The organism is Veillonella parvula, assembly GCF_024461875.1.
Taxonomy (GTDB): Bacteria; Bacillota; Negativicutes; order Veillonellales; family Veillonellaceae; genus Veillonella; species Veillonella parvula_I.
Genome location: NZ_JANGAL010000008.1, coordinates 58,748 through 70,709, shown reverse-complemented (window position 1 = coordinate 70,709; position 11,962 = coordinate 58,748). Strand labels below are relative to the sequence as shown.

11 protein-coding genes are annotated in these 11,962 nt (G+C 40.3%); all 11 read right to left on the bottom strand.

The annotated features are described in order from the left end of the window. Positions 1 to 252: 252 nt before the first annotated feature. Positions 253 to 1,371 (bottom strand): nicotinate-nucleotide--dimethylbenzimidazole phosphoribosyltransferase, encoded by a 1,119-nt coding sequence (locus NE668_RS09540; protein WP_227037371.1) that lies wholly within the window; start codon positions 1,369 to 1,371, stop codon positions 253 to 255. After that, positions 1,368 to 2,405: a nicotinate-nucleotide--dimethylbenzimidazole phosphoribosyltransferase gene (gene cobT / locus NE668_RS09535; RefSeq protein WP_227037369.1), complete on the bottom strand. Its 1,038-nt coding sequence runs from the start codon at positions 2,403 to 2,405 to the stop codon at positions 1,368 to 1,370. Before cobT ends, NE668_RS09540 begins: the two co-directional genes overlap by 4 nt. A 124-nt stretch (positions 2,406 to 2,529) precedes the next feature. Then, positions 2,530 to 3,417, bottom strand: coding sequence for a prephenate dehydrogenase (locus tag NE668_RS09530; protein WP_227037365.1), 888 nt, complete (start codon positions 3,415 to 3,417; stop codon positions 2,530 to 2,532). Positions 3,418 to 3,524: 107 nt separating this feature from the next. Then, on the bottom strand, positions 3,525 to 4,871 hold the full coding sequence (locus NE668_RS09525) for an MATE family efflux transporter (RefSeq protein ID WP_227037364.1): 1,347 nt from the start codon (positions 4,869 to 4,871) through the stop codon (positions 3,525 to 3,527). A gap of 205 nt (positions 4,872 to 5,076) precedes the next feature. Further along, entirely contained in the window at positions 5,077 to 5,949 is an 873-nt protein-coding gene (locus tag NE668_RS09520) for a 2-oxoacid:ferredoxin oxidoreductase subunit beta (protein ID WP_008602530.1), read from the bottom strand. 1 nt (position 5,950) lies between these two features. After that, positions 5,951 to 7,702: a 2-oxoacid:acceptor oxidoreductase subunit alpha gene (locus NE668_RS09515; RefSeq protein WP_004698101.1), complete on the bottom strand. Its 1,752-nt coding sequence runs from the start codon at positions 7,700 to 7,702 to the stop codon at positions 5,951 to 5,953. A 296-nt stretch (positions 7,703 to 7,998) separates the two neighbouring features. Continuing rightward, positions 7,999 to 8,784, bottom strand: coding sequence for a tRNA pseudouridine(38-40) synthase TruA (truA, locus tag NE668_RS09510; RefSeq protein WP_227037362.1), 786 nt, complete (start codon positions 8,782 to 8,784; stop codon positions 7,999 to 8,001). After that, positions 8,781 to 9,584, bottom strand: a complete 804-nt coding sequence (locus NE668_RS09505) for an energy-coupling factor transporter transmembrane component T family protein (protein WP_227037360.1) — start codon at positions 9,582 to 9,584, stop codon at positions 8,781 to 8,783. The genes truA and NE668_RS09505 overlap by 4 nt, the downstream gene beginning before the upstream one ends. Next, positions 9,574 to 10,434, bottom strand: a complete 861-nt coding sequence (locus NE668_RS09500; protein WP_058948083.1) for an energy-coupling factor transporter ATPase — start codon at positions 10,432 to 10,434, stop codon at positions 9,574 to 9,576. Before NE668_RS09500 ends, NE668_RS09505 begins: the two co-directional genes overlap by 11 nt. Further along, positions 10,434 to 11,342, bottom strand: a complete 909-nt coding sequence (locus tag NE668_RS09495) for an energy-coupling factor transporter ATPase (RefSeq protein WP_118091679.1) — start codon at positions 11,340 to 11,342, stop codon at positions 10,434 to 10,436. The genes NE668_RS09500 and NE668_RS09495 overlap by 1 nt, the downstream gene beginning before the upstream one ends. Before the next feature lie 284 nt (positions 11,343 to 11,626). Beyond that, on the bottom strand, positions 11,627 to 11,962 hold the full coding sequence (gene rplQ, locus NE668_RS09490) for a 50S ribosomal protein L17 (RefSeq protein ID WP_004695155.1): 336 nt from the start codon (positions 11,960 to 11,962) through the stop codon (positions 11,627 to 11,629).

Sequence of the window (11,962 nt, the reverse complement as noted above, 5' to 3'; positions counted from 1 at the left end):
CTCGCGACCCCCGCCTTGGCAAGGCGGTGCTCTACCGCTGAGCTATTCCCGCATACAGAACCGATAATTACTATAACATAATTATCAATCTGTCGTCAAGGATGAATTAAGTCCGTCCTGACTGCCATATAATAATATCAATTTACACATATAGTGTCAATGGTTTTTCCATAAAATGCTAGTAAATATTGGTTTAAAGACCATCGCCCACATAAGAAAAAGGGAGATGGTACAATCCCCCTTTAAAACGGGTTATTCTTTATTCTTTTGTCTACCTTTACCAGCCCCATCTTCGGCTACACTCACCTCCGCTTCAACGAAGGTTTTCATGTCATTTAGCATATGCATAGATGCATTGATAACAGATAGGCCCATGGTAGAACCTAAGGCTTCATCAATTAGCAGTTTATAGTCTAAATAAGGCTTTACCCCTAAGAAGCGACATTGTTCCTTATGTATGGGCTCATCATGTATAGGCTCATCATAGGCAGCCGACGGGAACACATAGTCCTTAACTAGCGGTTCAATGGTAACCGCCGCTAAAACAGCTGCACCTGTTACTATATTATCAAAGACTACAGCCATGCGATGACTAGCAGCTCCTAATATAAAGGCCGTTAAAAATGCAATATCTAAACCACCCGCTACATGAAGCAAGTGCAATACCGCATCACGGCGCTCACTTTCACTAATAGCAGACCAATCATCCACAGAAATATTAAATCGATCTACAAAAGAATGAATATGAGCAGCACGTTCATCCACTGTAGGCCCCCATTCATTGTGTACGAGAATATCATTGTAGGCACAGCCTGTAATAGTAGCCGTCGTTACGAGAGAATCTAAGAAAGCTCTCTCCCCTACGTTACCAATCGCCACCACTTGTAGTCCATCTCTATGTAACTTATCTGCATAGGTAAAACCTAGCTCAAGAGCACGCTCTAATTCATCTCGAGAAATAACGGGTTCTACACCAAAGAAATGAGACCCTTTTCGAATCACCTGTTGCTCAATATTTGCTAAATCAGAAGTGTCTTGTTCTAGACCTACATTCACCACATATACAACAGCATTTAATTTAGCTGCAGCCCCTTGTGTAGCTGTTCTTCCCTCATTAAAGCGTTTTATGACAGCATAACTTTCACTACCATGTTGATCATTTTGCGGTCCATCTACCAAGTGATCAGCTGCCACAACGAGCACACCTTGACGCAAATGATTTGGTTTAGGGTCTCCTAAAATTCCTGCAAAACGCTCCGCTATAGTTTCTAACGTAGCCAGGCTATAGATGGGCTTTGTCAAATTATCAATACGGAATCGACATGTTTCCATTGCTTGTGTATCTAACGGCTCAATTTTGAAAGTTCTCATCTATTACCTCCTGTAATGGCCATATACATATGCACCGCAAGATCTAGCATCCCCATTTGTACCGAACTGCCAGAGGCCTCACCCAAACAAAGCCCTAAGTCTACATACGCTTCTAGGCCTAGGTTTTCTAAGGAGGACTTCGCCGCCTTTTCTGCAGACAAATGAGATGCCATCACATAATCCATCGCTTTTGGAGCCAATGTTTTAGCCACCAATGCACAAGCCGATGTATTAAATCCATCGATAATAACTAACCCATGATTTGCTGCAGCGCCTAAGATAACACCAACAATACAAGCAAATTCAAAACCGCCTACAGACGATAAAATACCAAGAGCATCATCCTTACTAATATCCTTATATTTTTCTAGCACATCATGAACGATCCGCTGTTTTAGTTTGAGTCGTTCATCGGAAATATTCGTTCCTCGTCCCGTCGCCTCTTCCGCTGTAAGTCCTGCAAACTTAGCGGTCATAAGGGCACTAGCTGTCGTATTTGATATGCCCATTTCACCTACCAAAAATACGTTAAAGCCTTCATCGATTTTTTCTTTTACTAGACGAATCCCTGTTTCGATGCCCTCCACGGCTTGTTCGCGCGTCATAGCAGGCTCTTCTACAAAGTTTTTCGTTCCCATCCCAAGTTTATGACTACGAAGGCCTGGAACCCAACTCATATCCGCATCAATCCCCATGTCGATAACTTCCATTTGGGCCCCACAATAATTAGCTAGAGAGTTAGCACCCGCCCCTTTAGGGATTAGATAATTTTGTGTCATCCCAACAGTTGTTTCCTTGGGATACGCACTGACCCCCATATCAGCTACGCCATGATCCGCAGAAGCAATAATCATACATGGTTTTGGCACGGTTACCTGTTCTTGATTCGTAGCAGCCCCATATTGAGCCACAACATCTACAAGACGACCATATAGTTCCACCGGCGATTCTGCATTCCAGCTATTAAATATATGTTGTTCAATCTTTAAGCTGCGACCTGTAATAGCGCCACAAGTTTCTTGTAACAAACTCATAAAAGCTCCCTTAACATAATACTATTTACATACTCATAATGATATATAGTATACACGATTCTAGATATATGTCATGTTTTTTCAGTTACATTTACTCTCTTATAGGATACAAAACTACGCCATTTTAATTATCCTTGATTTGACCAGTTAAATACGGTAACTTTCCTCGAATCTCGCGACTTCGTTCAAGATAAATTTCTAATTCTTGACCGTCATCCTCTTGTAAAAGTATCTCTTTTACGCGTTGAATTTCTGCTTCAACCTGTGTGAGCCCTTCAATGACATTACGACGATTCCCATAAATAATTTCACGCCACATCGATGGTAATCCACCTGCAACACGGGTGCAATCACGGAAACCGCCAGCAGATAACTTCATGCGTAATTCGCCCAATTCATCGCCTCCCGAAACTTGTGTTAAAATAGAGGCCAATAAGTGAGGCATATGACTAACCATAGCCAGATATGCATCGTGAGCATAAATATCGACAAACTCGATACGAGACCCTAAGGCACGACCCATGTCAGCTAATTCTTGAGCTACTTCTTCACTATATACATCAGATGCCTTATCTTCTAACACAATCCAGCCCATACCTTTGAATAGGTTTTTATGAGATACTTCATACCCACCCTTTTCGGATCCTGCCATAGGATGGACAGATACGAAAACGGTCCCCTTAGGAATCGATTCATAAACGGCTCGTACAAAATTTTCCTTCGCACTAGATACATCGGTTACAACTTGTCCCGATCTAAATAGATGAGCCGTTTCAGTAAAAAGTCGTGCATTTGTATCAGGTGGCAAGGAGAACACAACGATATCTGAGTTCTTAATCAATGGCTCAACTTCAGTCCACGCAGCTTTTACCACACCATCTTGAATGGCCGCATCACATACCTCTTGACGACGTGCATAGCCTACTACCTCATAATCTGTATATTCCTTTAAGGCCTTTGCCAAGGATCCACCTAATAGGCCTAAGCCAATAATGCCCACTGTCTTACTCATATAAACCTACTTTCAAGTAAAACTAGCAATGTCTATTCTCCAATATAATGCTAGTTATATTACATTATTATTTAGCTAATTGTAAATCAAAATTAGGGAGAATGAAATTAAGCTTCGATAAGATGCTTGTTTCTCCATTTACCGCTATACCAACGATATATAAACAATAAACCTCGCAAGATTTCATCAGCGGCCATGGCAATCCATATACCAACAAGGCCCCAACCCCAGTAAATACCAAATAGATACGATAATGGCACGGCGCATAACCACATGCCAAAGATTCCCACTAGCATAGGCGTACGAATATCACCGGCAGCCTGCAAACAACCAACCATAACGATATTTACTGCACGTCCTAACTCAAGAAAGATCTCAACCAGTAATACATTATGTGCTAACTCTAGGATTTCCGGATCCGAAGTAAACACAGATACAACAAAATCACTAGTCACATAGAAGAATGTAGCAAGACCTACGTTAATAGCAATCGCTAAATACATGGACTTCCATACACGACTAGTAACCTCCTCTTGGCGTTTAGCGCCCATTAGGAAACCTACGATAACTTGTGAAGCATTAGATAGCGCTATAGTGTATACATAACAAAGCATGGCGATAACAGATACATAAACTTTAGTATTAATAACTGCTAAGCCTAACATGTTGACCATTTTCATGATCGTAGTTTGAGATAATTGATAGCTCAATGTTTCTCCACCAGAAGGAACACTAATATGCAATAAAGATTTAACCGTATGCCACGGAAATGGTTTTAAGAATTTAAAGTTTACCTCTAAGGTTAATAATTTCTTAAAAGTATATCCAATAATCACGAGCCCTACCACTTTAGATAGCCATGTTGAAATAGAAACACCTAATACACCAAGGCTTGGTATTGGACCATGTCCAAAGATTAATACATAGTTTGTTAGAATATGAATGATATTCATCACAAGGGCAATATACATGGTAACGCGTGTTAATGAGTGACCTCTAAATACGGCTACTAATGCATAATACATCGCTTGTATCGGTAGCCCTGCAGCAACGATAGTAGTATATATCGACGTATCACTCATCGTTTCTGGTGGTATACCTAGCCATGTAAAGATCCATTCATGGCAAGTAATAAAGAATACTGCCGCTATAGATGAAAAGAGAAAATTCATCATTAAGCTGACCGTACATACCTCTGATAGCTTGGACTGGTTTCTCGCTCCTAAATATTGGGCAATCAAAATCGTCGTAGCTGTACTCATGACGATGATGAGCATAATAAAGATATTTAAAATTTGATTGGCATTAGCTACCGCTGCTACCGCTTGAGGTGAGTAGTGACTCATCATCAATTGGTCTATATTACCTACTAGCATCTGTAGGAACACTTCAATAAATATAGGCCAACTCAAAGTCCAGATAGATAGACTAATCCCCTTTTCGTATGCTTTCATAAAAACCTCTGCAATGAATACGATACAATTGCAATGAATATCATACAATGTCCTTATTATATCACGTTATATAACCACATGGGACAAATCGCAGAAAGCAATATACTAAATAGTTTTTCATAAAATAGTACATACAAAAAACGTGCCACCCGAAGGTGACACGTTTCTTTAATCAGCATCCTACCTAATGGGTACGATACTAATATTATTTAAATTGATTGCAAAGACTATCAAATAATGCTTGGTCAGGTTTTACAACATCTTCAGTCAATGGACGAGGATGTGGTCCGCCATTTGCTGCAGCCATTGCTTTTTCAAAGGAAGGTTTAGATGTATTTTGATAGATAAGGCCTGTAACCAAACCATCAGTATCACCCAAAGTTTTAAGCGCTGTTGCACGATCTGTTGGGTCATAACCTTCAGGCAATGCTACTAAATGTTCTTTGAACCAATCATAACTATTGCGTTTATTATATGTAACACATGGGCTAAATACATTGATGAAGGAGAATCCCTCATGATCCATAGCTTGTTGAATCAAATCAACGAGCTCTTTACGATTCACCATATAGCTTTGTGCTACAAATGTAGCACCTGCTGCAATCGCAGTTTCACAAACGGACAATGGAGACTCAAACGCACCATGAGGAGTTGTTTTTGTAACAAAACCGATGTCAGAACGAGGGGATGCTTGACCTTTAGTCAAACCATATACATGGTTATCCATTACTACGTATGTCATGTTTACATTACGTTTAAAAGCATGAATGGTGTGACCCATACCAATAGCAAAGGCATCACCGTCACCGGAAAATGCAATAACTTCTAGGTCTTGGTTAGCAAGCTTAACGCCTTGCGCATAAGGAAGCGCACGGCCATGAGTTGTATGCGCACCATAAGCGTAGAAATAGCCACCGATACGGCTAGAACAACCAATACCGGAAATTACGGCTAATTTTTCTGGTGGAATATTTTTCGCTACTACGGCATCAGTAATCGCCGCTTGAACCCCATAATGGCCACAGCCTGGACACCAGTTAGGACGAATATCATTTCTGTAATCTTTAGCTGTTGTCATATTATAGGACCTCCTTAATCGCATTTTTCACATAACTTTTTGTGAATGGATTACCATCGTATTTCAAGCAGCTAGAAATCTTATGTTTCTTATGCATGTTGATTTTAAATAAGTTAGCCAATTGACCAGTTTTATTGTGTTCTACAATAACTACTTTTTTCGCCGCATCAAAGAACGGTTGTAATTGCTTTGCTGGGAATGGTTTAATTAAGCGCAATTGTAAATGGTTAACTTTAACACCTTCTTGATCGAATTCAGCAACAGCTTCTTCGATAGCACCACGACTAGAAGCCATACCTACAACGAGTACATCTGCTTCATCGTATTTAGCATTGTTCAAGAATGGTTCATAATTGTCAGCTACAGTTTCCAATTTACGGAAGCGTTTATCAGTTTGCGCTACGTGCATTGTAGGCGCTTCTGCTGGTTTACCTTCTTCATTATGCTCTAAACCTGTGGAAAGGAATAGACCATTTTTCATACCTGGAATTGTACGAGGGGAAATGCCATCTTCAGTCAATTCAAAGCGTTTGAAATAGTTAGGTTGTACCAATTCAGGAAGCTCAGCTTCTTTCATCATTTTACCTCGATTAATAGGTACGCGGTTCAAATCAAAAGAAGGAACGGATTGTTTATTCAAACCTTGTTGTAAGTCAGGCATAAAGATAACTGGACATTGGTACATTTCTGCCAAGTTGAAAGCTTTTTGAATTTCATAGAAACATTCTTCAATAGATGTTGGAGAAATTACGATACCAGAGTAGTCACCATGTGCATTGTAGCAAGCTGCATCAATATCGGATTGTTCAACTTTTGTAGCCATACCAGTGGATGGGCCAGAACGTTGAACGTCAATAACAACCATTGGCAATTCAGCCATGGAAGCCATAGACAAGGATTCTGCCATCAAGGAAAGGCCTGGACCAGAAGTACATGTAAAGCCACGAACACCTGCGTATACACCACCCATAGCTGTCATACATGCTGCGATTTCGTCTTCTGTTTGAACAACAGTTGAGCCCAACTTATCCATAGTTTTAATCATGTATTCCATAACTTCAGATGCTGGCGTAATAGGATAAGACGCCATAAAGCGGGAGCCTGCTGCAATAGCACCAAGAGCACATGCTTCGTTACCTAATAAGAACATTTGATCTTTCTTACCAGGCGCTGGCAATGTATCGATTTCAACATCGCCTAATTTTTCCATTACAAGGCTATGACCATCATCAAAAGCAGCCAAGTTTTTATCAATAATCTCTTGGGATTTCTTTGCAAATTTCTCAGTAATAGCATCTTTAAACATCTTAGTATCAAAACCAAGAAGCGCTACGGACATCCCAAGTGCTACGATATTACGCATCAACAAAGAGCCTTGTTTCATTGCTGTTTCAGAGATAGGCAAAGATAAGCAATTAATCTTTGTACCTTCAAATTTAGAAAAGTCTGGATTAACTTTGCTATCACAGATGATATATCCACCATCACGTACTTCGGAACCGTGCATATCAACGGTTTCTTGATCAAGGGAAAGCAAGAAGTCTACCCCTTCACCAATGGACATAATTTGTTCCAATGCTACGCGCAATGCGAATGTAGTATGACCACCTTTGATGCGAGATGCAAATAAACGTTGGCTATACAAAGAGTAGCCTTCTTTAGCAAGGATTGTGGCCATAATTTCGCCGCAACTCTCGATACCTTCACCTTGTTGGCCGCCCATTTTCCAGATAAAATCTTTACGTTTTTGCAAGAGATTCACCCTCCTTAGGATAAAAATTACACTGCTGACAAGAGTCTACCTTACTATGTTAATGTTTTATAGTACGAACCTGTCTTATATCGTCATTGTATCATGTATATTTTAGGTTTACAATGTATCATTTCACATAATAATAGGTATAAATTAAGGTATTATAACTAAAAATTATAAGAGAAAAAGGATACCACTTTTTAAGTAGTATCCTTTTAGTATTTATGCTTATCGTTTTATATTCAGACGGCAAAAAAAGAGTCTATATAAAATTATATAGAATATTTATTCTCGAATCATCTAAAATATTTATTTCGTAACACCTCTTGTTGTCGCTCCTCAGTGAAGAATATTTCTTCTAAACATAAGCCTTGAGCAGGTGCAGTTTTCCCTATAGCACGCCGGTCTTTAGCGGCTAAATATCCTTTAATATCCTCAACCTTGCGACGACCAAGACCTATATCTACAAGTAAGCCTGCAATATTACGGACCATATGATATAAAAAGCCATCACCGATCACAGAAATCGTCACCTGTGAACCTCGGGACTCAACACGAATTCCCATGATTGTCTTTACAGGATCCGCAGGAGTTGAGTTCGTTCCCTTTAAGGTTGTAAAGTCATGCGTACCTAATAGTTCATTACCTGCAGCCTGCATCCGATCAATATCTAAGGGCTTTTTCACATGCCAATGATACCGCTTCGTCAAAGGATCTGCAATGAGCTGATTATGAATCGTATATACATACTCTTTACCGTATATATTCCACCGTGGCTTCCAATCTAGCGGAATTTCTACCGCTTCTAGAACGACTATATCCTTAGGAATATGAGCTATCATAGCACGAGGAATATTTTCTACTGGTATAGTGCCCGACGTTTGAAATGTACAAACTTGAAATTTAGCATGCACCCCCGCATCAGTACGAGAGGCACCATAAATTTGAATGGGTTCATTACAAATACGTGATAAACCATATTCCAAACAACCTTGTACCGTTAACCCCTTATCATTAGGTTGCTTTTGATAACCTGCTAAATCTGTACCATCATAAGCCACTATGATCCGTATATTTCTCATAGATCTAACCACCACAATGCGACAAGTACAATAGTTACCAAAACAACAGCGCCAACACCAATATAATCGACATAAGTAACTTGTAATTCCTTCATACGCGTACGGTTGACACCACCTCTATAGCAACGCGCTTCCATAGCGATAGCTAATTCATCGGCCCGTCGAAACGCACTGATAAATAATGGCACTAAAAGTGGCACCATGTTTTTCGCTCGTTGAATAATAGAGCCTGTCACAAAGTCTGCACCACGAGCAGATTGTGCTTTCATAATACGATCTGTCTCATCCAATAAGGTAGGGATGAAACGCAGCGCAATAGTCATCATCATGGCGAGCTCATGAGCAGGAACACCTATGCGACGGAACGGATTGAGCAAGTGCTCGATGCCATCAGTTAAGCGAATTGGTGATGTGGTATAGGTCAACAAAGAAGAAAACAAGATTAAGAAGATTAATCGTGCCGCCATTTGAAGGCCCATTGCCAGCCCATGATCCGTAATATTAATAATTCCCCATTGGAAAATTGGATTACCAGGCGTCGTAAAAATATGAATACCCATGGTAAATACGATGATAATCCAAAGCGGTTTAATAGCAGACCACATCAGGCGTAATGGCAAACGCGATAATAGCATTGCAAAGATGGTGAAACCACCTACTATGCCATAGGCTAGTGGAGAATTTGCCAAGAAGATAGCCACTACGAAGATGGTAGTAGCAATAATCTTTGCTCGCGGATCCATGCGATGCAAGAAGGAATTCCCTGGGAAGTATTGACCAATAGTAATGTTATTTAACATGGCTACCTCCCTCTAGAATTGCTTGTACCGCATCATCTACAGACAGTACGCGATTAGACACATCAAGGCCTTGTTCACGCAAATATTCCATAGTAACGGACACTGGCGGTACATCTACACCGACAGCCTGTAATTCATCACGATGATTATTAAAGATGTCCATCGGTTCACCATCGAGAACGATACGCCCTTTATCGAGTACTACAAGACGAGAGGCCATGCGAGAAATATCTTCCATATTGTGAGATACAAGAATTACAGTTATTCCCTTTTCTTTATGTAGTCGAATGATTTCTTCAAAGATTTCTTCCCGTCCAAATGGATCAAGACCAGCAGATGGTTCATCGAGCACGAGAAAATCTGGGTCCATAGCCACTACGCCAGCAATAGCCACGCGACGCATTTGACCACCAGATAAATGGAATGGAGAACGTTCTGCATACGTGTCGTAATCGAGCCCTACGAACTTCATCGCATCTCGCACACGCTCATCTACATCATCAGCACTAAGACCTAAATTTTTAGGACCAAAGGCGATATCTTGCGCGATGGTTTCTTCAAACAATTGATGCTCTGGATACTGGAATACCATTCCCACCTTATGACGCATTTTTTTTGCTTCCTCTGTGGAGGCGCTAATATCTACACCATTGACCGTAACTGTACCAGTTGTAGGATGTAATAACCCATTTAGATGTTGTACAAAGGTAGATTTACCGGAACCAGTATGACCGATAACACCTAGAAACTCCCCATTTTCAATGGTAAGAGATACACCACGAAGTGCAGTCTTTTCAAAAGGGGTGCCCACGCCGTAGGTATATGTAATATTATCTAATACAATTGCCATTAGTGGGTTGCCTCCCCTCTTGGAGCATCTGTTGAGTGTATAGCGGATAATTGCTTGCCTAACTTTGAGCCTTTAAGGCCCTTTGCTAACTCTTCATTATTAATGATACTCTTACCCACTTCATAACCTTTAGCATTCAATTTGAAAGCAATCTCAGAGGCTACCGGTACATCGAGGCCCAGCCCTTTTAAAGTATCTACATGGCTAAAAATTTCACGAGGCGTACCATCATGTAATTTCACACCATTTTTCATCACCACAACTCGGTCTGCCGTAACAGCTTCCTCCATGAAGTGCGTAATATATACAATCGTAATGCCCTCTTCCTTATTGAGCTTGTGAACCGTTTCAAGCACTTCGCGGCGACCTTTTGGATCGAGCATCGCTGTTGGTTCATCAAGAACGATACAATCAGGCTTCATCGCTAATACACCTGCGATAGCAATACGTTGTTTTTGTCCGCCCGATAATAAATGGGGACCATGTTCTCTATATTCAGTCATATTAACAGCAGCTAACGCTGCATCAACACGTTGTCTAATTTCTGCACTAGGAATACCTAAGTTTTCTGGACCAAAGGCAACGTCCTCCTCTACAACGGCCGCTACGATTTGGTTATCAGGATTTTGGAATACCATTCCTACATGTTGGCGAATATTCCAAATATGCGCTTCATCCCGCGTATCAAAGCCACATACATTGATATGACCTTCACTAGGTTGTAATAACACATTAAAATGCTTGGCAAGCGTACTTTTACCACTGCCATTAGTTCCAATGATACAAACAAATTCACCACGCTTAATGGATAGATTCACATCATCCAAGGCACGTACATCATTGCCGTTTTCATCAGTATAAATATGACTCATATGATTGACCTCAATCATAATGTCTTGTTCATTCATGGATAACCTCATATCTTTCTAGTCAATTTCGTTTCTATGAAAGTAGAACCATTTGCATCATCTATCATACTCATGTGGTGCATAATCCCCATGTTTCAATTTATCCTATTTAATAGAACTTGAATTTAATAATCTCTTAGATATTATGCAAAAGGTTGACAATACATATTCATCCTTTACGATAACTGCTAACATATTACGATATTATACTAGTCGATTGTACCATAAAATTGACAATAAAAAAACGGTGCTGCAACATAAGTTACAACACCGTATGAGTTTGATTAAACTAACTCGATAATAGCCAAAGGTGCAGCGTCACCTTTGCGAAGACCAGTTTTGATTACACGAGTGTAACCACCTTGGCGGTCTGCATATTTTGGAGCAATTGTATCAAACAATTTTTTTACTACACTTTCATCCATGAGGTATGCAAGAACTTGGCGACGTGCATGAAGATCACCACGTTTAGCCAAAGTTACCATTTGATCAGCTAAAGAACGAAGTTCTTTCGCTTTAGCTTCAGTCGTTTCAATACGCTCATATTGGAAGAAAGATGTTAACATGCTACGGAACAACGCTTTACGAGCGGAGCTGTCGCGGCCTAATTTTCTGTACAT

What these genes read in the sequence shown, in the direction of transcription:
- rplQ (WP_004695155.1), bottom strand. Translation starts at nt 11,962, where the DNA reads ATGTACAGAAAATTAGGCCGCGACAGCTCCGCTCGTAAAGCGTTGTTC.
- NE668_RS09540 (WP_227037371.1), bottom strand. Translation starts at nt 1,371, where the DNA reads ATGAGAACTTTCAAAATTGAGCCGTTAGATACACAAGCAATGGAAACA.
- NE668_RS09525 (WP_227037364.1), bottom strand. Translation starts at nt 4,871, where the DNA reads ATGAAAGCATACGAAAAGGGGATTAGTCTATCTATCTGGACTTTGAGT.
- cobT (WP_227037369.1), bottom strand. Translation starts at nt 2,405, where the DNA reads ATGAGTTTGTTACAAGAAACTTGTGGCGCTATTACAGGTCGCAGCTTA.
- NE668_RS09495 (WP_118091679.1), bottom strand. Translation starts at nt 11,342, where the DNA reads ATGAATGAACAAGACATTATGATTGAGGTCAATCATATGAGTCATATT.
- NE668_RS09520 (WP_008602530.1), bottom strand. Translation starts at nt 5,949, where the DNA reads ATGACAACAGCTAAAGATTACAGAAATGATATTCGTCCTAACTGGTGT.
- NE668_RS09500 (WP_058948083.1), bottom strand. Translation starts at nt 10,434, where the DNA reads ATGGCAATTGTATTAGATAATATTACATATACCTACGGCGTGGGCACC.
- NE668_RS09505 (WP_227037360.1), bottom strand. Translation starts at nt 9,584, where the DNA reads ATGTTAAATAACATTACTATTGGTCAATACTTCCCAGGGAATTCCTTC.
- NE668_RS09530 (WP_227037365.1), bottom strand. Translation starts at nt 3,417, where the DNA reads ATGAGTAAGACAGTGGGCATTATTGGCTTAGGCCTATTAGGTGGATCC.
- truA (WP_227037362.1), bottom strand. Translation starts at nt 8,784, where the DNA reads ATGAGAAATATACGGATCATAGTGGCTTATGATGGTACAGATTTAGCA.